Source organism: Thermococcus sp. (assembly GCF_027066465.1).
GTDB lineage: Archaea > Methanobacteriota_B > Thermococci > Thermococcales > Thermococcaceae > Thermococcus.
This window is the reverse complement of record NZ_JAMONU010000214.1, coordinates 1-20,266: the sequence shown is the minus strand read 5'-3', so window position 1 is coordinate 20,266 and position 20,266 is coordinate 1. Positions and strand designations below refer to the sequence as shown.

Annotated in this window: 18 protein-coding genes; 6 read left to right on the top strand and 12 right to left on the bottom strand. The window is 50.8% G+C overall.

What is annotated here, in order from left to right; translation table 11 throughout:
• From MVK46_RS10545 to MVK46_RS10505, 9 genes are all read right to left on the bottom strand, one after another.
• Positions 1-210, bottom strand: a 210-nt coding sequence (locus tag MVK46_RS10545; RefSeq protein ID WP_297536724.1) for a Dna2/Cas4 domain-containing protein, incomplete at its 3' end; no start/stop codon positions are given.
• Positions 207-2,828, bottom strand: a complete 2,622-nt coding sequence (cas3, locus tag MVK46_RS10540; RefSeq protein WP_297536722.1) for a CRISPR-associated helicase Cas3' — start codon at positions 2,826-2,828, stop codon at positions 207-209. The genes cas3 and MVK46_RS10545, both read right to left, overlap by 4 nt.
• A complete protein-coding gene (cas5b, locus tag MVK46_RS10535; RefSeq protein ID WP_297536720.1) occupies positions 2,828-3,655 on the bottom strand; it encodes a type I-B CRISPR-associated protein Cas5b in 828 nt (275 codons plus the stop codon). Before cas5b ends, cas3 begins: the two co-directional genes overlap by 1 nt.
• A gap of 5 nt (positions 3,656-3,660) precedes the next feature.
• Positions 3,661-4,932 carry a type I-B CRISPR-associated protein Cas7/Cst2/DevR gene (cas7i, locus tag MVK46_RS10530; protein WP_297536718.1) on the bottom strand — a complete coding sequence of 424 codons (1,272 nt, stop codon included), beginning with the start codon at positions 4,930-4,932 and terminating at the stop codon, positions 3,661-3,663.
• A complete protein-coding gene (locus MVK46_RS10525) occupies positions 4,932-5,234 on the bottom strand; it encodes a hypothetical protein (protein ID WP_297536716.1) in 303 nt (100 codons plus the stop codon). Before MVK46_RS10525 ends, cas7i begins: the two co-directional genes overlap by 1 nt.
• A complete protein-coding gene (locus tag MVK46_RS10520) occupies positions 5,200-7,047 on the bottom strand; it encodes a hypothetical protein (protein WP_297536714.1) in 1,848 nt (615 codons plus the stop codon). The genes MVK46_RS10525 and MVK46_RS10520 overlap by 35 nt, the downstream gene beginning before the upstream one ends.
• Positions 7,028-7,765 (bottom strand): CRISPR-associated endoribonuclease Cas6, encoded by a 738-nt coding sequence (cas6, locus tag MVK46_RS10515; RefSeq protein ID WP_297536713.1) that lies wholly within the window; start codon positions 7,763-7,765, stop codon positions 7,028-7,030. Before cas6 ends, MVK46_RS10520 begins: the two co-directional genes overlap by 20 nt.
• A 99-nt stretch (positions 7,766-7,864) precedes the next feature.
• Positions 7,865-10,090 carry a DHH family phosphoesterase gene (locus tag MVK46_RS10510; RefSeq protein WP_297536726.1) on the bottom strand — a complete coding sequence of 742 codons (2,226 nt, stop codon included), beginning with the start codon at positions 10,088-10,090 and terminating at the stop codon, positions 7,865-7,867.
• Positions 10,091-10,304: 214 nt separating this feature from the next.
• Positions 10,305-11,786, bottom strand: coding sequence for an S-layer protein (locus MVK46_RS10505; protein WP_297536711.1), 1,482 nt, complete (start codon positions 11,784-11,786; stop codon positions 10,305-10,307).
• A gap of 69 nt (positions 11,787-11,855) precedes the next feature.
• Here MVK46_RS10505 and MVK46_RS10500 point away from each other — a divergent pair, with 69 nt between their 5' ends.
• The 5 genes from MVK46_RS10500 to MVK46_RS10480 are packed head-to-tail and all read left to right on the top strand — an operon-like array spanning position 11,856 to position 14,617.
• Positions 11,856-12,374, top strand: a complete 519-nt coding sequence (locus MVK46_RS10500; protein ID WP_297536709.1) for a DUF2391 family protein — start codon at positions 11,856-11,858, stop codon at positions 12,372-12,374.
• Positions 12,375-13,400, top strand: coding sequence for a DUF3226 domain-containing protein (locus MVK46_RS10495; protein WP_297536707.1), 1,026 nt, complete (start codon positions 12,375-12,377; stop codon positions 13,398-13,400).
• Between the two features lie 39 nt (positions 13,401-13,439).
• Positions 13,440-14,144 (top strand): HAD family hydrolase, encoded by a 705-nt coding sequence (locus MVK46_RS10490; RefSeq protein WP_297536705.1) that lies wholly within the window; start codon positions 13,440-13,442, stop codon positions 14,142-14,144.
• 32 nt (positions 14,145-14,176) lie between these two features.
• Positions 14,177-14,359 carry a hypothetical protein gene (locus MVK46_RS10485; protein WP_297536703.1) on the top strand — a complete coding sequence of 61 codons (183 nt, stop codon included), beginning with the start codon at positions 14,177-14,179 and terminating at the stop codon, positions 14,357-14,359.
• Positions 14,360-14,362: 3 nt separating this feature from the next.
• Entirely contained in the window at positions 14,363-14,617 is a 255-nt protein-coding gene (locus MVK46_RS10480; RefSeq protein ID WP_297536701.1) for a type II toxin-antitoxin system RelE/ParE family toxin, read from the top strand.
• A gap of 50 nt (positions 14,618-14,667) precedes the next feature.
• Here the strand turns inward: MVK46_RS10480 and MVK46_RS10475 are convergent, their stop codons facing one another.
• From MVK46_RS10475 to MVK46_RS10465, 3 genes are all read right to left on the bottom strand, one after another.
• The gene (locus MVK46_RS10475; RefSeq protein WP_297536699.1) at positions 14,668-14,805 is read right to left on the bottom strand and encodes a hypothetical protein; all 138 of its coding nucleotides are present in this window, start codon (positions 14,803-14,805) and stop codon (positions 14,668-14,670) included.
• A 75-nt stretch (positions 14,806-14,880) separates the two neighbouring features.
• Positions 14,881-19,449, bottom strand: a complete 4,569-nt coding sequence (locus MVK46_RS10470) for a DNA polymerase domain-containing protein (protein ID WP_297536697.1) — start codon at positions 19,447-19,449, stop codon at positions 14,881-14,883.
• On the bottom strand, positions 19,446-19,715 hold the full coding sequence (locus MVK46_RS10465) for an SIMPL domain-containing protein (RefSeq protein WP_297536695.1): 270 nt from the start codon (positions 19,713-19,715) through the stop codon (positions 19,446-19,448). Before MVK46_RS10465 ends, MVK46_RS10470 begins: the two co-directional genes overlap by 4 nt.
• Positions 19,716-19,795: 80 nt before the next feature.
• Between MVK46_RS10465 and MVK46_RS10460 the strand changes: the two genes are divergently transcribed.
• Positions 19,796-20,266: transcription antitermination factor NusB (locus MVK46_RS10460; protein ID WP_297536693.1), on the top strand; the 471-nt coding region annotated here is incomplete at its 3' end.

The window sequence follows — 20,266 nt, the reverse complement described above, 5'->3', positions numbered from 1 at the left end:
TATGAATTTCCCCAAATCAACCCAATCGCTCTCCTGCTCCATTGTAATGCCCCTTGCGAAATACCAGAGCTTCGTCGGGCAGATGAAGAGGTAGTTTATCTCCGTGCCGGTGATGAGGAGGTCTGTGAGGGAGTATCCCTGAGGGGAATTGCAGTTTGAGTTGTAATTATCGTTACAGTCTTTACTGTTACAGTTTGGACTGTAATTCATAGGATGTCCTCCAAGTCATCGAGGTCTTTACCTTTACCAACCACTTCATCAACACCGTATTCCCAAAGTTGCTCAGCTTTATCCTTGCCCCAAGTCAGAATCACTGGATAACCCTTGAACGTGTTGTGGAGAGCGTGCTGAAGGTCAAAGTTCTTATTATCCAAAATTAACCAAATTGGAATGTTAACCGAAAATTCCTGAAGTATTTTTCTGAGGTCCCATTTGCTGACCTCACGTCCAAGTTCTTGAGAGAGCCTCTGCGTAATATCATTCCAACTGAGCCTGAAGTTCTTGGGGTCACTCAGTAACTCCCCAAACTTCTTCACGGTTTCGTTGTAACCGTACTCCACCATCAGCGCGGGCACGACGAAGTACATTCCAGCCATCTGGCGGAAAACACGCTGAGCTTCGCTCTTCTTTTCGAGAGTGAAGTAGTCGAGCTTTGTCAGGAGTTCCTCAACTTGTTTCCTGTACGCTTCAAGGATTTCGCCCCGATAGACCTTTTCTATGGCGTTCCTCTCGTCCTCATAGCTGAGGGGTCTGCCTTCGAGTGTGCCAATAACTTCCGCAGTCTTCTGAAGCACCTTATCGCCGATTTTCCCTCCGTACACCGCCCTTGTTCTCTGGTCAATGCCAGAGAACACGACAATGTTTGGGGCACCTGCGTAATCTGTTTCCCTGTTTCTATAAACTCTGCCCCATCTCTGAACTTGGCTGTCAATTGGTGAAATTTCTGTTATCATAGCATCGAAGTCAAGATCTACTGAAGCCTCGACGACCTGAGTTGCTATAAGAACCACCTTCTTGCCTTCTTTAAGACCTGACTTAACTTTAAGGATAACCTCTGCCTTCTTTCTTTCAGGCAGGCGTGAATGGAGGAGGTAAACCTCCCAGCCATTGCCCTGCTTAGATATGAGTTTGTAGGCTTCTATTGCCTTTTTCACGTTGTTAAGAACCACCATGATACTCTTAAAGCCCTGTTTTTCAAACTCTTCGATTGCTGAGAGGACTTTTTCAAGGCCTTCAAATTTAAGTCCGTCATTGGTGTACTTGAAAAGATTTCCTTCTATGAGCTTTACGAGATGCCGTTTCAGGCGAAGGTTCTTGACATTAAGTCCGTGTCTCTTTGACTCCTCAAGGACATCAACGATTTTAAACCCATCCTCCCTGAGGAAATGCTCCATATGGGGCGGCAAAGTCGCTGTAATCACGAGCACCTTTCCACCGGCATTTTTTATGAGCTGAAGCGTTTTCAGAAAGACCGCCGCCATCTCAGGTGTGTACGCCTGAACTTCATCAACGACTATCGCCGATTCAGGATAAACTGAAATCACCTTGTCGGCTCCGTAGTAGTTGAGTCCCGTAAGGAAGACTTGGTCAGGAGTTGAGAGCATAACGGGCATCGCAAGCAGGCCCGCGGCGTTTACCTTTTTCTCAACTTCGATGTCACTTCCGGAACCTTCCACATACTCTATGAATGCCGTCGAATGAAGCAGGCCAACCAAATCCTTATCGAAGTACTCCTCTGATAGTCGTTTGTAAAGGTCGTTTAGGGCCACCCTGAGCGGAAGGGTGTAGAGCAACTTGCCCCTTTTCCTCGCCCACAGGATTCCAAGTTCTGTCTTCCCGGAGCCCGTGGGTGCAACGACAACAAGATAGTCCGAATCCTTTTTGGATAAAAGCTCCTCCTGCCAGAGGCCACCAAAATCAACTTTCTGGTTTCTCAGCTTTTCTAGAATCTTCCTTCTTATCTGTTCATTAACATCATTGAAGACTTCTAAGAGATTAAGCGACTTCTCAATCTCGAAATCTCCACTTGATGAATAGTCGCATCTCCTTAGCATGCCGAGGAACACAAGGAAATCAACGTCGAAACCTTCTGGATTGTAAAGCAAAACTTCCTCAGATAGGTCGTCGTTCCAGTTCGCTACCTTCTCTTTAATTGTCTCTATGCGGGAGAAATCAATCGTTATCTCCGCCACGGCCTTTTTGATGAAGTCCTCCGCTTTGAATTCGCTATCTATGACCCTGAGGTACTCCCTGAGGAATTCCTCAATGATTTCCCTCTTTGAAACCAGAAAACTCAGATGCTTCTCTACATCATCAGGATATAGCTCAACTATGTGGGAGAACTCTTTGTCCTCTGAGAAAAACTCGTTGTAGTGGTGGAGCAGAACCGCGGTTCGGATTTTTGCATCCTGCTCGGAGTTACCTAGCAATCCCGCACTCCAAAGAACCGACAGAATTTCATGACGAGCTCTTATACCCTCGCTTCCCTTGAGATATTCCGCAAGCTTCTCGGGAAACTTCCCTTTGCCATAAAGCCTCCTCTGGAAGTCGAGGGTTATCTTGCCAAGGTCGTGGATGATTATCGCCTTCGCGAGGCCCTTAAAGAGTTCAAAACGCTCCTTGGAATTCCGAAGGGGCAGGTAAGTCACAGTTCCGTTCAGGTTCTCGATGAATTTGTAGAGTTCAACACATCTTTCCAGCGCAGATTTCACGTGGTCAATGAGCAAGGCGTTATTTTCCCCGCTCTTTGCCCTGAGAAAGGACAACAGAGAAGCCTTCGTGGTGTCGTTACCCTCTCTGAGAAATTCCTCAATACTCATCTGGGGCATCACAACCACCCGCTCGCCTTTTCATCAGCTACCACTTTGAGCTGAACCCCATCAAAGGAATACTCCTCGAAGCGAACCTTATTACTGAATTTCAAGAATGTCCAGGCACCAACGTAAATCACTGACCTGAAATCCACGTCCCTAAAAGTCTCGGTGCCTATCTCTGCCTTGTGCTTTACTGGTTTTCCATTGTTTTTGAAGACGACACGGATTGGGATTGAATACGTTGGATATTCTTTTTTCCTCAGCATTTCAATTGGCACGCTAACGTAAGTTGGGTATTTAATCGCAATCTCCCGCGCTTTCTTTTCTTCCCCCTCAATGAACTCTACTCTTCTTAGAAAGACAACGTCCTCGCTTCTCCCGAGGGATATAACCTTTCTGGGTTTCTCAAGGGCCTCCTTGATTTCGCTAAGGAACTTTTCCTTCCCTCTAAGGAGTATGTAAAGCCAGCCGTTGAAAAGCTCCTGCTGGAGGACCGGGCTTCTTTGAGAAGTCACTGGAAAACCATAGAGCGGCAGATTTTGGTTCCACAGTGCAGGCCGACCCCTAAAGCGAACCAGTGCTATTTCCGTTTTCGTGGCCTTTATCAGCTGTTGATAGTTCCAGAAGACGCTCTCGAAGCCACCATGAATGCTGACTTGGAGGTTCCACCACTCATCGATTCCCTTCCCGTTGCCGTACCAGTCGTTTAGTGCGTTCTGGAACATACCGATTATCGTGGACTTCGGTGGTAACGGGTAGGTCTGGGCGTAATAAAAGGTAAACGAGTTGCGATACTGGGCAAAGGGCTGGAAGAGTTCAATGAGGAGGGTTTTCTCGGCCATAGCCATCACTTGAGCCTCACTTCTACGCTCGGGTCTTTGAAGACCTTCACCTCTGAGAGCCCTTTCCCAGCGTTGAAGAGCTTTTCAACAGTAGACAGGACCTTAGACTCATCTAGCTCAGCAATATCGATGCCCTCCGAAAGACCTGCCACCAGAAATACTGGTTTCCGGTTCTTTGAGACAACGTGCCTTATCCTAACAACTTTCTTCCCGTCTTCCTCGCGTTCCTCTATTTCGTCGTACTCCTCTTCGCTGTACTCGTCGAGGAGCTGAATCCTGTCCTTAAACGTCTGGTAGGGTTTGTTATTGTAGACTCCGAGAATCAGAAGTTTTGGAGTGAGGAACTCAGTGCGTCCCTTTATTTTCCTCTTGAGGTTCAAGACTGCCTCTATAAGTTTGAGAATCCGTTCTCTCCTTGCTTCTTCACCTAGGTCAAACTGAATTTCGTAGAGCTTAACCCCCTCCTTGTTGCTCGTTGGGTCAAGTATTGGTATTATCCTAAGCTCCTCCAGATGAACGTTTCCAATCTCAATTTTTCCATCCTTGGAGATTAGGACCAGCTCTGTAGTTGGAGTACCTCCTTTACTTTCATTCTTGCCCTTCTTTTTGTTCTTGCTGTCATTTTCGATGAGCCCTTTGTACTCTGTAACCTTCTTTGCATTTTTGCCCTCGGCTTTTAGGTTATCGAGGACTGTTTTAACATTGTCTATCTTCGTCGTGAACACTGAGAACCTTCCCACTTGGTCAACATCTACCACAACGGTGTAGATGTAATAGGAGTAGTGCTCTTCAGCCGTGAATAGGTTTGGTTCAAGCTTTGTGGTGAGGCCAGCTTTTAGGGCTCTCTGAGCTATCCAGTGGTTTCCGTTGAAGTGGGAGTCATAGTAGAACGGTGTCATTGAAACCGCATGGCTTATCCTGACAGGGGCTGTTCTTGACTGAGTTGGCTCTGACTTTGTAACGAGATATCCAAAGAGGTCGAACTCAGGATACTTAAGTATCTCTCCAGTGAATAGGACATCAGGCTTGGGATTGAAGACATCTCCTTTACTTTTATCACTCTCCTTGATAAACACTGCTCCAGGCGCGAGTTCATCTTGCTTAAAGACTTCACTATCATTGAGCATGCTGTATCTCAGCGCATACCTGCTCACCAGCGTGTACTGCCTCCCGTCCCAGCGGGTTATCTTCTTCAGCTCCTGATAGTTCCCGCTCCCTTGGTCGTAGTTAAGGGAACTTCCGTAAAAGACAACATCCATAACCAAAAATCTTGCCATCAGCTTTCACCTCCAGCCATTATGCCGAGTATTACGGAGTAGGCAACTTTCTCAAAGTCAGACTCCGAAGAAGGAAAGACATCCATAAGCACGGAAGCAAGTTCCTTAGCCTTGTGGTTGTCCTTGGAATGGGCGTTAAGAGCCCTCAGGAGAATCCACAGGAATCTGTCCTGGTCGTTTGCCTTGACGGCGTTCAGCAGGTCAAAGACGAGCTTCTGCCGGTAGTTTTCAGAACCAGCCCCGCCGAGGACTTCTCTACTCAGACTTTTAATCTTCCACAATGTCCTGTTCTGAACTACCATCCCCACCGCCTCCAACAAGACCGACTATGAGCGCGAGGGCAAAATTCTCCCAGGAGGAATCGTTGTTTAAAATCCGCCTGAAGAGGTAGGAGTTGATTATGGCCACTTTGTCTTTGCTCTTAACCTGGAGGAGCGCCTTGAGGAGCGTATTGACAAAGGCGTTTCTGTTGTGCCTCCTCAATGCTGAAAACAGAGTGTAAATTAGATTCCTCCCACCGATTTCGGGCGAAAGTTCCCTAATTACCACAGCAACGCTGTTCATGTCTCTGTAGAAGTCCTTAACCTCAACCGCCGCCCTCTTTGGACGGTCAAAGAAATCCCGACCAAACAGGACTGGGTTCTCCTCACGTTTCAACTTTGCATCAACGGCCAGAGCGTAGAGGCTGGCTCTCCAAGATGGAGGACTGTTTTTCCTGACTGCATTCCAAAGGTGTTTTGAAATCAGCGGGGAGAGTGGCTTCTGTTTTATGAACTCGCCGAGGAGCCAGACTTTTGAATCTCCAACGGGCAGTGAAGTGTTCATTGCATCCCTAATCTGGTCGTCGAGGGTTATTGAAGCGTGGAGTTTTGGAATGCCGATGTATTCAACATCTACAAGATTTTGTTGATTAATCCCTGCAAAGTTAATTAAATACATATTTTCAAGACTCCATTGAGCTTTTTCTTCTAGAATAGTATCGATGACAGCCTGCCACGTTATCCTAAACATAGATTGTTTTTCCCGAGTTTGGGCTACGAGAACTTTCAGACGCTTATTTACATGGTATGTGAACTCCAAGGTGCTCCCGTAAAAGAACACATTGCCAACGCCACTAACGAATGTGAATGCATTGAGAAAGTTCAGGAGGTATATAAACAGATGCGGGACTTGGCGTAGCAATGGTTCAACTCTAATAGGGGTATAATGAACGTTTGGAAACTCCGAGTCAGAAGGCAGGAATTTACTCAGAGTTTTGTCAATTTTCTGAAGATACTCTGTGTATTGGACATTTCCTTCGATGATATTTCTAAAGTCCTCAAGCTGTTCGAATATCCCCCTGCTATTATTAAAGAACATAAAGTTCTTGTAGAAACCACTATCAATCGGTATTCTGAAGTAGCGGGATTTTTGTTTCAGCTCATCCAAGGCTACTGACCCGTATGGAATTTCCCTTAGAGCGAACCATTGAGACATTAGATATTCCCTAAGCTTAGCATGAACTTCAAGAGCATACTGAAGTTTCTTACTGCATTTTTCTGGTAATGCTTCCAATAACTCAGGATTTTTAAGTTGCTCAATCTGTTCAAGTTCAAGTTTGTGAGTATTGTTCTCGCACGGGGCCTTTCTAAGCTTTAATGCTGACTTAAGGGCATTTTGACAATCCTTATCACATGCAACCTCTACCAGCAGTTTCTCCCTCGTTTCAATGTATTCCAAATAAGTCTCATCATTGAATGCTGGTTTGGGGTTGCCATTCCTATCTAAGACATCCTTTTTGTGCATCTGTTTGAGTTTATTCTTAATCCATTTATCCTTAAAAATCCCGGTTATGAATTTCCACCACACCAGTTCGAGCAATTTATGTTTGTCACCTTGGAAGTTCTCGATTTCTTCTGTAGCAACCGCTATTACACTTTTATCATGTTCGCTTGCAAGATTGTAGAAATAAGCTAACGGAAAATACCCGTAATAAACCTTCTCCAGCTCATTCTTGATGCGTCTCTGAAGCTCCTCCAAATCCCAGCCGTAAACTTCCTCCATCAGATTAACAAATCCCAAAATGCCTGCATCTATGAACCAGTTCCCCGTGAACCTAAGTTCTTCTCCTTCCATCAGCCTTCACCATTCCAAACCCTATCGAGTTCTTCTCCCCGAAGCCTGCCAGATAGCCGGCCTTCAACAGGCCCTCGTCGCCCTTCGCGCGGAACACGAGGTGCCAGGCTATCTGAAATATCCCGGGCTTTACCTCGAAGCGCTTGGGCTTGGCGTTGAAGACCTTCATCTCGAAATCCTCCGGCGGATTCGCGCCGAAGATGTGGAGGTACTTCTCCCTGAGGTTCTCCTTAATCAGCTCGTAGAACTCGGGCTCGTCAGGTCCCAAGTCGTAGCTTCTAAGCTTCCCAAACTGAAATCTCTTCGTCGTCACAGCTATCGGCGACAGCGTGACGAACTTCCGCCCGCTCAACCTTTCAGGCTCCGCCACGGCTCTGACCTCCTCAACCCTGAACCTCTCCCCCCACAGCTCGACCTCCGGACTCTGGAGCAGTCCTCCGATGAATGCCTCGGCAATCTCCGGCACCGCCGTTGAGAAGTAGAAGTATGCCCTCCCAGAGCCAAGGAAGTAGGGCCTTCTCCGCTCCACCTCACGCTTTTCGACCATGAAGAGGGAGTAAGTGAATAGCTTGGGCACCTTGGGGCTGTGGAGGCTTAAGCTCAGGTCGGGATTAACGCGCTGGATTCTCCTGTAAATCAGCCCCTGGAGGTAGTGCTGGTTGCTGAAGGGGACGCGGTAGGGTTCATTCTCAGGTCTGAGTCTTATTGCAAACCTCATGCAACCACCCCGAACACTCTGTATTCAGAGTTCAACCCTTAAAAGATTTTCTCACTTAAAGGAAAAAGATTGTAATTAGAGAAGAGTTGGAAAGAGTGGTTACTCAGCCCTCTTCAGCTTGAGAACCTCTTTGGCAAACTCCTCAAGTACTTCCTTGCGCATGCCCTCGAAGAACTTTATCGAGCCTGCATAGCTGTGGCCGCCGCCCTCGATTCCCGCCGACGGGAGCCTCTCCTGGAGCCTCGGAATTATCGCGTTGAGGTCGAAGTTGTAGGCGGCCATTCCGTCGCTCGCTCTAACCACGGCGAAGTCCGGGCCGTAGGCGAGGGTTAAGATTGGGGAATCCTCACCGTACTTCTCCTTGAAGTGGTCGTGGATTAAGCCGCTCAGCTTGCCCGGAGAAGGATAGCTGAACTTCGGGGCAAACAGCTCGACGTCTATCGTGTTGAACCTTATCCCGTTCGGCAGGACGACGCTCTTGACGTGCGGTAGCGATGCCTTCAGCGCTTTCTCCTGCTTCTCCTTGACCTCCGGGTAAATCGCGTTTATCAGCTCGCGGTGCCTCTGCAGGTTCCCCGTGAGGAGGAGAATCTCGTCTATTATCCCGTGCCCGTCCATGAACTTCCAGTAGAAGGCCTCGTGGTCTATAACCTCGGCAATCTTCTTCAGGTCCTCCTCGGTGAGGCCCTTCGCCTTCTTGGCAATCTCGAGGTACTGGTAGAACTCCGGTGCCTTGCTCCTGTCGCCTGTTCCAGCGATGGCAGGCAGGTGCTTTATCCTGTCCTCAACATCGGGGTTGACGAAGCGGGCCACCTCTGTGGCAAGCATTCCAGCGGTTAGTTCGTAGTAACCGCGCTTGACGTGGTGCGGATTGACGTGGACATCGACGTACTCATCGACCTTAGCTTTGTCCTCGCTCACCCACTCGCGCGGGTCGTGGTGGTCTATGACCACTATCGGAACCCCGTAGGCCCTTATTCTCTTGTAGGCCGGAATGTCCTCGCTCGTTCCGCCGTTGTCCACTATGACGACGAGCGGGAGGGGGTCGCCGAACTTCTCGTGGTCCTCAATCATGAAGATTATGTCCTTGAGAACGTCTTCCAGCTCGTAGAAGGGAGCCCTGCTCGGTCTGCGCTTGAAGAGCTTCCACCTAGCCTGGGGGTCTGGAGAAATGCTCTCTATCAGCGGGACTATCGCGTATTCCAAAGCTAAACCGGAGGTGTAGCCGTCGGTGTCAGCGTGATGCCTCAGGAGAATCGGCCTGCCCTCGAAGATGGCCCTCCTAATCATGAAGGCAGCCTTCATAATCTTCGGCTTGAGCTTCTCTAAGACCTCGCTCTGGATTAGGAAGCCCACGTCCTTCGGCTGGGCGCGCTTGTCGAGCTCGGCCTCTATCTGCTGCTTCACCCTCGCCGCATCGGGCCCCCAGAGCCTCGCCATGTCGCTGACCTCAATCTGAATCTCACCAGAGTGGAAGGCTATCTTTCCTATGACCTCGACGATGTCGCCGACGTTTATGTTGGGGTACGCTCTAACTCCCGGCGCCTCGAAGGCGGCCGCCCAGGTTATTCCCGTTCCGTCGGTTATCGTGAAGACCGTTGGACCTCCAGTGACCTGTATCTGCGTGACCTTACCCTGTATCCTCACGGTCTTTCCGGCCATGTCCTTGTTGAGCTCCGCTATCGGCGTTATGGGGAGTTCCTTCTTGACGACGACGGTCTTGTAGTGCCTCTGTGGCGATTCTATGAGGTCTATCTCCCTCTTGTCGGGTCTGACGTCGAGAACCTGGACTATTATATCCTGGCCCGGTATGTACTCCCTTCCGCCGAGGAGGTCCTTCCTCTTTATCAGACCGACAACGTGGGGATTGAGCTTGACGAAAACTCCGAAGCGTTCAACCCTGTCGATTGTTCCCTTGTAGAGACCGCCGATTTCGACGTCTTCATAATCGCAGGTCTTGTCGAGGATGAAGACGACCTTGTACTTCCTCAAGCAGTCCGGGCAGACCCACGTCGTGTCCATTCCGGGCTCCCACGGGCCCTTTATTTTACCGCATATATCACAGACCAGCACCTTGCCGGTTCCTCCACAGGTTGGGCACGTGTCGTAAACGGGAACCGTTCCCTTTCCGTGGCACTCCGGGCAGGGGATTTCATCAACTTCCTCCTCAACGCCGAGGTGGTCGAGGTTTCTGTAACCTTTAAGCTTGTCGCCTATCTTGAAATCGGCCGGAACGTAGCCCCAGCCCCCACAGACGGGGCACTCCTTCTCGCCGACCTTGACCTTCCCGGTTCCGTGACACTCGGGACAGTCCTTAACCGCCATAAGCACCACCCAAAAACGCTTTCTCTCCCCACTGCCCTAAACCACCCTCAACTTATAACCTTTCCCGTCGTTTTATGGATATAATTCGAAGACATAGGACTGCACCAAAAAATTATTAAATGTCCAAAGGGAGAGTTACTCACGGATAAAATCGAAAAAATGAGCCTCCATGAGGGAGATTAAATAAGAGAGAGTTCAAACAAAAAGGCTGGAATCAAGTTTGAATTTGTTCCATAAAGATTTTGACTGCCTCCGCAGTTTGACGATAGGTTCTCCCCGCGAGGACGACCACGTAGAAGTTGGGGTTGTACGGGTTCTTAAGCTCGGCAACCACGTAGCCGTTTTCGAGAACCTGGGCCTTGAGCTTGTCCACCTCACCGCTTCCGTAGACCTCCTCAAGGAGCCTCCAGGCCTTGTTGCTGACCCAACCGCCTATTATTATCACGTTCTTGTCCGATGGAAGGAACCGGAGCGACGTGTCGTTTACAATGAAGCTGTAAACGTCGTTCGTTGCAACGATTTTCTGGGCCTCTATTGAGACGGTCTTCCTGACGAATTCCGTTCTGACGAACCTGTAGCCGAGAACACCGACGATAACCCCGCCCGTCGGGGTTCTGTTGAAGACGGGCTGAAGAACGAGGTTCCAAGAGGAGATGGGCATCGAGAGGTTTGAGCCGGTGCCAACTATTACCGGCCCGAACTCCGTGCTGTTGGCCTGGACGTGAAGGTAGAGGGTGTAAAGACCCTTTTCGGGGTCAATGTCCCAGACCCACTGGCCTTTATAGACCTGCCCGTCCTCGTACTGGCGGGCCTTGTAGTAGAACCAGTACTCGTAGATTACGGTCTTCGCCTGGTTGATGCCTATGAAGAAGTCCGTGGGTGAGAACACAAAGACCTCCCTGCTGCCGTTCTTGAGCAGTTCCTCAACCCTCGCAGATGGATACGCGGTGTACTCCTCGAAGTCCTCGTTTCCGCGGGCGTCGACGTACATGAGGTAGTAGTGCCCCTTGCTCATCGTTTTGAGCTTTTTAATCCCGCTCGGATACGTGAGGCTTATCAAGGCCTCTGACTGGTTGAGGTTGATGTCAAGGAACTTAATCGTCCAGCCTCCCATCGAGACCGCACCGCCTATGGACGTCATGTTTCCCGAGGAGTGGGCGTACGTGTAGAGGTACATTACGTCCTTCCCATCAACGGTGTTGTAGAACACCTTGTAGTTGCCCGTGACGTTGAGCGGAGTTGTGTTCTCGTTGAAGACAATCTCAACGCTCCTGTCCAAGAACTCGGCCGCATGAAGGGTTGAGTTGTAGAGAACCCTCGAGAAGTTCACCATGAGGACTATGGAGCGGCCCACAGGCTCCGTCGAGAAGTTGAGTCCCAGGTCGGGCATGTCCCTCTCTGTCAGGAAGTACGTCTGGTTATCGTCGGGGATTAAAACGCTGTGGTACTCCACCGGGATTACGACGGTTTTCCTGTACGTAAAGGTCTTAACACCCTGAAGAACGAGAAAGGCACCGAGCCTTGACCCGGTTATCGCGTCCTCGTTTATGTGGACGGGCGTTCCGTTAACAACCTTCGTCGTGGGGAGGACTATCACGGTGTTGGCGGAGTTGAACTGCCCGGCTGTTGAAGCGCTACTCAGGGGAACGAAGAGGAGGAGCAACGCAACGACCACTGAGAACGCCCTAAACCTCATCTCTCCCACCAAGCCCCAGTTGGCACTCAACGTTTATTAACCCTTCCCGGAACTCCCATAGGTGCGATGATGAGTGAATCCAATGCTGACGGGATGATGAACCCCGAACCTGAGCGCGAGGTGGTTGAACTGGAGAAGCTCCGGAAGAGTGTTGAAGAACTTACGAGACAGGTTGCCAGGCTGGAGGAGGGGAGAAAGCCCGACTCCCTCGGCTGGGACGACATAGCGCAGGAGATAGTCGGAGCGATAACCTTCGCGCTTCCCTTCATCTTCACCGGCGAGGTCTGGGACGTGGCAAAGGACATCTCGGTCGAGCGCTCGCTCGCAATCTTCCTCATGACAATGGGATTGGCCTATCTCTTCCTCACTAAGGCCCAGCTCGGAAACCTGAAGCGCGAGGAAATCTTCCACGTCCCCAAGAGGCTCATAACCGTCGCCCTCATCTCCTACGCCGTTTCAGCTCTCTTAATCTACCTCTTCGGCATAGACTACATAGCGCGCTTCTCCCCGCTCCAGTACTTCAACGCAACCGTCATAATAAGCACCTTCGCGGTCATAGGCGCGATAGCGGTCGACATGGTGAGGTGAATGAGGGTAGTAACCGGAAAGCGCTGGGAGGCCTTCGCCGATGAGAATGCCGTCCTTTTTCCCGAGTACCAAAAGAACCGCGACGAGCTGATTAACTTCGTGAACTCGCTGAAGGGCGACGAGACCATCGTTACGGCAAGTCTGGAGCTGGTAGACCTGATAGCGAACCGCTTTAGGAAGGGCGAGGAGAACGTTCTAATCTACTCGGACACGGGGAGGAGCATAACGCTCAAGGAAGCCTACGAGCTGAGGAAATACCTTGACTTCGACGTCCGCGGGGGCTTCTCAGGGGAAAGTGCCAGGGCGGGCGTCCTCTTCGTCGAGGGAAAAACAGACGCCAAGTTCTTCAAGGCCGTCTTCAAGAAGCTCTTCGAGTTCAGGGAGAGCCGAAAGGCCCCGTACCAGTTCCGCTTTATAGAGCGCGTCTTTGAGCGCGACAACTTTGACTTACTCAGGCGGGAATCGGACGGGGCTTACCTCGCCGTTATCCCGAGCGAGGGCAACTCCGGGGTGATTAGAAACCTTGGAAACTTTCTAAAAGCCATGGAGGTCTTCGATTTCAGCGTTGATAGGCTCGGCGTTGCCATCGACATAGACGAGAGCAGGGAAAGCGCCCTCGCCTCGATAGCGGGGAAGCTCTCGGGCTTTGAGCATGAAACTACGGGGAGGGGCTACCTCGTCGGAAAAACCAAAGTAATTCCGCTCGTTATTGGACTGCCCTTCGAGGACGGGCTGATAGAATGGAAAAAGCCAACGGTCGAGGACCTGATGCTCCACCTCATCGAGCGCGAGGGACTGCTCGACAGGGTCAGGCCGGGCATTAAAGCGCTAAACGAGAGCCTCGGGAGGAAGCTCAAGCCCAAGGAAGTCATGTATCTGGCGCTTTCCGCATACGGACACTGGGGCAACCTCGAGGGCTTCTACGAGCTGTTCGTCATGCGCTCCAGGTTTAGGAACCTCAAGGCTGTTCTTAGGGAAGCCGGACTTATGGAGGGCCTCAGATACCTCGCATTTTCAGAGCGCTGAACTTTTAAGTTCTCCCTCCAATTCCCTTCGGTGATAAAGGTGAAGCTCGTCTCATTCGACGTCTGGAACACCCTCCTCGACATAGAGGTCATGCTCGACGCTCTCACGGTGGAGCTGACGAAGCTCATGGGGGCGTGCATACTCGACGTGGCAGAGGGAATAATGCTGACGCGCGAGAGGATAAAGGCCATGCGCGCCAGAGGCGAAGGTGACCCGAGGCGAGCTTTGGAGGAGAGCCAGGGGATGCTTGCTGAGCTTCTCGGAATAGACGTCGAGCTGGTGAAGAGAGCAGGGGCGAGGGCGGTTCTCAGGGTCGATGAGGAGATAGTGCTCCCCGGAGCCAAAAAGGCTCTTGAGGGCGTCAAGAGGAAGGGCTTGAAGGTTACCGTCACGGGCAACGTGATGTTCTGGCCGGGTTCCTACACGAGGCTTCTGCTCGAGCGCTTCGGGCTTATGAACTACATCGACAAAACCTTCTTCGCCGACGAGGTTCTCACTTACAAACCCCTGCCAGAGATGTTTAGAAAGCCGTTGGAGACCTTCAACGTGAAGCCTGAGGAGGCCATACACATCGGCGACACGAAGGCGGAGGACTTTGAAGGAGCTCTAAAAGTAGGTCTCTGGGCGGTCTGGATTAATCCAGAGGCCGAAGGCGTGAGGAGAATCCACGAGAGGGGCTTCGAGGTGCCCCGTGTAGAGGGGATTCTGGAGGTTTTGAAGGCGATTGAATCGGGAAGTATTTAAGGGAAGCCGCTGAGATAATGGTCGGTGGGAACATGAGTGAGGTTGTCGAGAGACTGGAGCGCATTGAGAGATTGCTCATCACCCTCAACGCCAAGATAGACAACTTCCTCGGCTACGAAGAGATAACGGAGAAGGAGAGAGAAGAGCTCAGAAAAATGCGCGAGGAAGTTAAGAGGGGAGAGTTCGTCCGGTTTGAGGAGCTTTTTGAGGAGTGACCAATGTACGAGGTTGTTTTTACAAAGAAAGCCGCCAAGCAGGTAAAGGCTCTGCAACCCGCACATAGAAGAAAGCTGAAAGAGATAATTCTCCGTCTTTCTGGAAATCCTTTCTCCTACCCTTACAAAAAGATTCGGGGTGAAGAGCATACGTACAAAATTCGTGTAGGCCAGTTTAGAATCCTTTACGAGGTAGATGACGAGAACTTCAGGGTTGTAATCTTCAAGATTGAGCGGAGGGAGCGGGCATACAGGTAGTTCCCTTACACGCCAGAAAGCTCCTCATAGAGTTCTGCCTCCAGCTCTCTCTAGCTCTTGGGGGTTTTTAGATACCCAAAGGCTCTATCGAGAACCGCATCAACGTTTGCCCTGGCTTCGGCTCGAATCTTGTCCATTTTAATGCGCCATTCTACATTTGCCCCAATATTCCTAGCTACGTTTTCCATCGTCCCACCTACTAACAAATTTCGGATTAAGGAATAAAACACTTGCTATGGCAAAAACAAAAAGAATGAAATCGGCTACTTCTTCACCTTCAGCCACGCGCCCAAGCCAATCTGCTTCGTCTGCTGATAGCGCAAATCCTCCTTCCGGTAGCCAAAGGCCTTTAGAATCCTCTCCACAGCCGGAAGAACCTGGTTCTCGATGTAGTACTCCGCATCGTAGCGGTGCTTCGCCGGGTCGAACTCATCGGCGGGAATGGCTCTCTCACCCACCTTACCCGAGCCCTTTAGGACGATGTAGCTTATCACCGTGCCGGGCCGGATTTTCACTCCACGCGCCGCGAGCCTCTTCGCAACGGCAACGTGCGGACCCGTTGCCTTATAATCCCTCAAATCGCGCGTTATCTGCTCGTGGATTACCAGTTTCTCGGGCGGGACTTCGTACTTGCTCAGCTTTTCGGTGACCTCCTTCACTATCCTGACGGCCTCCTCGACGTCACCGTGCTTGAGTATAGCCTCAAGAACCCTGGCCTGCGTCTCCTTCGCTATCTCGCTCCAGTCGCGCCTCACAATCTCAAGGCCCCTCGTGATTATCTTGCCCTCCTCGTCTATCACCGCGTACTTTTTCTTGGTCACGAAGAACCCCCTCACGTAGAAGCCCTCGTACTCGAGTTCGAGCAGGCCGGGCAGTTTCGCGTTGATGTACCTGAGGAACTCCTTGGCCTTCTTCTTCACGGTCTCGGCGTCTGCTCCGGGGATTGTCGCAAAGAAACCGTCCGTATTGTGGACCAGGATTCCGTTTGCGAAGAACCTGTGCGTCCCATCGACCTCGATGTCGTAAACGTAGCCTTCGTAGGGAATTTCCTCTATCTTCCGCGGATACACCAAGTCAAACCCATACTGATAGGCTTCCTTCTTGGTTGTATAGTCGCTTAAGTTATCTGAAAGTTTTAGGGCTTTTCTGTCCAGAACAAAGCCTATTCTCTCAGCGAAGCGGTGTTTGTTCTTTATCCTGACATAGATTGAGTGAGTTCCACTTTCTTTTCCAAGGTAGCGGTTTGGCTTGGTCTCAGTGAACATCGAATTGGAGACGCCAACGAGCCACAGCAACTTTCTTACAGACTCGCTGAGTTCTGGATTAACACTCGTCAGTCTTACCTCGGGGATTTCCCTGCGGAGGCTTACCGTTCCATCTGCTGAAAACAGTCCCCGCAGAAACGCCTCTATGTACTCTCTGGGAAGGCTGAACATGAAGTTGGGGATTCTCTTGTTTCCGTTCTCATCTTTGAAGTACCTGACCATAAAGCCTGCCAGCCACTTTGAGAGTATTGAAACATCACCCTTCTTGCTTTTATCGTAGTAGTTGGAAATTATGCCAGCTTCTTTAAGAGGCTTCAGAATTTTCTCTTCTATTTCTTCCTTGTCTATCCCTAGGGAAAGGCCAACGTAATATTTAGCCCAGTTTGAATGCCCTCCCCAGTTGCCATCGCCAACCAACAGCCCTATAAGCTCCCACAGCCTAACGGCGGTTTGAGTCGGCTTAATGCTCCTGGCAATCGGCTGGTTTGGTGTGATGAGTGATTTAACTTCTTTGCCGATTTCCTCGGGCTTTACCTCGACGAGGCGCTCTTTCAGCGGCTTTCCGAGCTTCACTTTGCTGGCGTTCAGGTAGCCTATTAACGAGTGGTCCTCTGTAACGTCGAGATACCACGAGTTCGTGAACCAGACGCGGTAGATTCTCTTGTCCGTCCTGTGCCTCATTACATAGGGAACTTTTCTCCAAACAAGCCGGCCCCTATTGTCCAGCGTCAGTGCCTCAACGCCTTCAAGAACGCAGTATTCTTTCTCCCCAATCCTGTAATCAACGCGCTGGAAGAGTTCTTCAATCGGCACGAATTCAACCTTCCCGTTCCTTCTGATTACGATTTCGGTTTCGCCCGTAACGCTGTCGGCGTAGAGCACTTTAAAGCCAAACTTCTCCTCTATTTCGCGAATGGTGGTTTCTATGTACTCCCTTCCCCAGGCTGTAACGCTCTCGGCACACTCCCTGCAGTACCATCTCGCTTTTGCGTAGCCGTAGTAGCCGTAGAAGCTGTTGGCGAGGATTTTGATAGCGCGTTGCCTGTAATCGAGGAGTTTCCTTTCCAGCGGGTCAACCGTTGCCTTCATCTTCCGCTTTATCTTCTGCCTCTCCTCGAGCAAATCTCCCAGGAGGCTCGGTATGAATCCCGGGAAGTCCTTACAAAAGCGGTGCCCAACCTCGGGGGCGACGTCGTACTCTTTACAGTCCTCGCGGTTGAGGGTATCCGGTGAGACGTTGTGAGTTATGATTATTGAAGGATACAGCGAGTTGTGTGTCAGTATGCCATTGGCGAAGTAGTAAGGTGTTCCCTCCAAGGTTAGGTCGTAGACTTTGCCCTTGTAATACTCTTTAGTTGCTTTGAACTCAGAGAGGCTGTAAAAGACGTTGTCTTCGAGGCGGTTCATCTCCCTGCCCCTGATTGCCTCGCTAAGAGCCTGGTTCTTTTCCGTACTTATGAACCCCACCAGCGTTTGGAACAGTATAAGGCCATCCCTACCTGTAATTTCAATGATGTACCTCGTCAGGTTCTTCCCCCTTTCGGTGTACTCGTAAGTGTACTTGCTGTGAGGGATTTCGAGTTTTTCTAAGAGCTTTGATACGATTTCGATTTTCCACTTGTTGTTAGTGCCTTGGTTTGCGACTATCGTCCTGCGAACCCTGTTGACCGTTCCGTCGCCTTCAAAGAAGCCTCTCAGAACGGAAGGAGCGTGGAGGTTCTCAACGTTGTCCATGAGTTCCCTAATCTTGAGGTAGACCTCTTTCTTGGCGACTTTGAGAGTTACAGCCTTAGTGCCTTCTTTCCTGGTGATTCTGGGGGTTACACCAAAAAGTTTTTCGAAAATGTAGACTATTCTCCCTATAAACTCATTCTCATGCTCCCCAACGGTTATCTCGACCCTGTATTGATGCGATATCCTCTTCTTGCCCCTTGAGGAGTCAAAATACTCCACGTCTTTCCTTATGAGCGTGCCCTCTGCGAGGATTATCCCCGCAAGTTCTCCCTTAAGCACTTCCTCCTCGGACACATTCTGCCCCGCAATCCTTCCAATTTTTTCAAAGAGTGATGTGGTTATTAACCTGCCCTTAACTTTCTTTGTAAGGAACGACTTGGCAAGGCTGTCCCTTATCCTAGTTTGTCTCTCGTTCTTTCCCACCACTGGCAGCTTATGGTTGGGGGTACACTTTAAGCCATTTATATTGATGAGTTCTCCCTCGTAGTCATACTCCCAGACTTTTTTGACCTTCTGCCAGCCGTCTATTCCAAGGACGTAATCCCCCTCTCGTACTTCGCTTATGTTGATTATGCCCTTCCCCTTGACTACAACCTTTGTGTCGGCTGGGTGGCACCTGAAGTCTAAGTACACGATATTGTCCCACAATCCCCTCTCTGGTTCCTTAACATACCCACCTGCGTAGCTCTCCCTCCTCCTCGCAAGTTCTTTCTCGTCGGGCTTGTTTGGGGCGAGCTCGTTCCTCTCGTAGGCCTTCCGCAGGAGAAACCACTCAACCAAATTTCCGGTGCTCGAGCGCGAGACGTCCCAGAGGCTCTGGCCTATAAGGCGAGAAAGCTGGGCCTCCATCGGGAAGAACTCCCTTCCCAGCTCGTAGGTCACTTTGGCGTCCTCCATCGAGTATCTTGCAACCCTTTCAAGGCCCTCCCCGCTCTCCCAGGCCTGCGCTATCTCCTCGGCGTAAACCTTCTCCTTGGGCTTTCCAAAGACGGCCTCGTAAACGGCCTCAAGGGTGTAGGTCGGGAGATTTATCGTGCGCCTTATAACAGGATAGAGGTCGAAGTGAATCCTGCCCTTCACCTCGACGGCAAACCTGTCCCCCATGCGCTGTATCTTTGGCTCGCTCCCGTCCCTGCCGAGTGTGAACTTTACTCCGAGTTCCTCACAGCGCTTCTTCAGGTAGGCGAAGTCGAAGTTGTCGCCGTTGTATGTAATGAGCACGTCAGGGTCCTTCTCCTTAACAATCCTGAGGAAGCGCTTAATCATCTCTTTCTCGGTCGAGACGACGTCAACGTAGGGAAGGTCAATCTTCTTCCAGGTTATGACCCTTGCCCCGTTCTCGTCGGCGTAGCTTATCATGAGAATCGGCCCGGTTCCGAACTCCTCGCCCTCGTGGTAGAGTGTCTCGATATCGAAGGCAAGCATCGTGAGTTCCTCGTCGCCCTCCATCGGGATTAAGCCTTTGTCGATGAGGTAGCGCTTGGCGAAGGGTATGTCGTACTCGTAGATGTCGATAACCGCGGGGTGGGCGCGTATCTTGTCTCTAATCGCCGGGACGTCCTGGGGGTGCGTGAAATAGAGCTTCCAGACCTCTATCGGCCTGCCGAGGAACTTCTTCTGCACCTTCTCGGCGCGCTTCACCCTGACAACCGTCCCGTGCCTCTTTGCCGTTACTTTCTTAACGTCCTCTATCGCCGAATCGTCCTTCAGGAGGGCGTAGAAGTAGGGCTCGAAGGTTCTGTCGTACTCGATTTTAAACTCGCCGTTCTCCTTCTTGAAGACCCTTATCACGGGCTTCCCGTTCTCGGTGATGTAGTCGGTATCGAGAATCATGACAACTCACCACGCAGGTTGTTCAAAATCCAGTGGGCGCTCTCACGCTCAAGCCTCGCCTCCTCCTCATCGAGAAGAGAGTATTCGACGCCAAGCTTGTCGAGGAGAAACGCGAGTTCATCTAACCTCATATCGAGCAACTCTGCGGCTTTCTCAAACGTTATCTGGTGGCTTACTAGCAGTCCAATCACCTTCAGGAAGCGCTCTTTCTCACGGTAGTCTTTGAACAGGGGAAAGTTGAAGACGAGCCTGTCAACCTCTTCCATGCTCCCACCGTTATGAAATTGCACTCGGGACTAATAAACCTCACCGCCACCTTTTTAAAGCGCTCCGCGAAGGGCCGAGCATGGAGCTGTTTTACAGGGTAAGCTTTCAGGAGGTCGTTGCGGACGCTTTGAGCTTAGTTGAGGAGCGCGAGCTCTCCTCCAAGCACGCCCTTGAGCGGGTCTTCCGGAAGGTTGCCGGAAAGGACATGGAGAAGGCTCGCGGACTGGCTCACGCCTACGTTTTCGAGATTGAGAAGTGGAGGGGGAAGATAGACTTCATCATCAACTCCGTGCTGAAGGGTTCGAAGGTTGAAGACCTCGACCCCTACCTCGCCAATCTCCTCCGAATCGGGACGTTTGAAATCCACTTCCGGAAGGTTCCTCCCGCCATAGCTACCGACTCCGTCGTGAGGGTCGTTAAGGAGCGCTTCGACTTCAGCCGGGCGAAGTTCGTCAACGCGCTGATGCACTCGATAGAGAAGTTCGACGTGGAGATGGCCTTGAAAAGGCTCAAGGAGAGAGATAAGATTGAGTGGCTCTCCGTAAGGTTC

Excerpts from the sequence above, each read along its gene's own strand:
- cas5b (WP_297536720.1), bottom strand. The coding sequence starts at position 3,655 with ATGGCCGAGAAAACCCTCCTCATTGAACTCTTCCAGCCCTTTGCCCAG.
- MVK46_RS10485 (WP_297536703.1), top strand. The coding sequence starts at position 14,177 with ATGAGTGAGGTTGTCGAGAGACTGGAGCGCATTGAGAGATTGCTCATC.
- MVK46_RS10475 (WP_297536699.1), bottom strand. The coding sequence starts at position 14,805 with ATGGAAAACGTAGCTAGGAATATTGGGGCAAATGTAGAATGGCGCATT.
- MVK46_RS10520 (WP_297536714.1), bottom strand. The coding sequence starts at position 7,047 with ATGGAAGGAGAAGAACTTAGGTTCACGGGGAACTGGTTCATAGATGCA.
- MVK46_RS10510 (WP_297536726.1), bottom strand. The coding sequence starts at position 10,090 with ATGGCGGTTAAGGACTGTCCCGAGTGTCACGGAACCGGGAAGGTCAAG.
- MVK46_RS10480 (WP_297536701.1), top strand. The coding sequence starts at position 14,363 with ATGTACGAGGTTGTTTTTACAAAGAAAGCCGCCAAGCAGGTAAAGGCT.
- MVK46_RS10495 (WP_297536707.1), top strand. The coding sequence starts at position 12,375 with ATGAGGGTAGTAACCGGAAAGCGCTGGGAGGCCTTCGCCGATGAGAAT.
- cas7i (WP_297536718.1), bottom strand. The coding sequence starts at position 4,932 with ATGGCAAGATTTTTGGTTATGGATGTTGTCTTTTACGGAAGTTCCCTT.
- cas3 (WP_297536722.1), bottom strand. The coding sequence starts at position 2,828 with ATGCCCCAGATGAGTATTGAGGAATTTCTCAGAGAGGGTAACGACACC.
- MVK46_RS10500 (WP_297536709.1), top strand. The coding sequence starts at position 11,856 with ATGAGTGAATCCAATGCTGACGGGATGATGAACCCCGAACCTGAGCGC.
- MVK46_RS10465 (WP_297536695.1), bottom strand. The coding sequence starts at position 19,715 with ATGGAAGAGGTTGACAGGCTCGTCTTCAACTTTCCCCTGTTCAAAGAC.
- MVK46_RS10470 (WP_297536697.1), bottom strand. The coding sequence starts at position 19,449 with ATGATTCTCGATACCGACTACATCACCGAGAACGGGAAGCCCGTGATA.
- MVK46_RS10505 (WP_297536711.1), bottom strand. The coding sequence starts at position 11,786 with ATGAGGTTTAGGGCGTTCTCAGTGGTCGTTGCGTTGCTCCTCCTCTTC.
- MVK46_RS10525 (WP_297536716.1), bottom strand. The coding sequence starts at position 5,234 with ATGGTAGTTCAGAACAGGACATTGTGGAAGATTAAAAGTCTGAGTAGA.
- cas6 (WP_297536713.1), bottom strand. The coding sequence starts at position 7,765 with ATGAGGTTTGCAATAAGACTCAGACCTGAGAATGAACCCTACCGCGTC.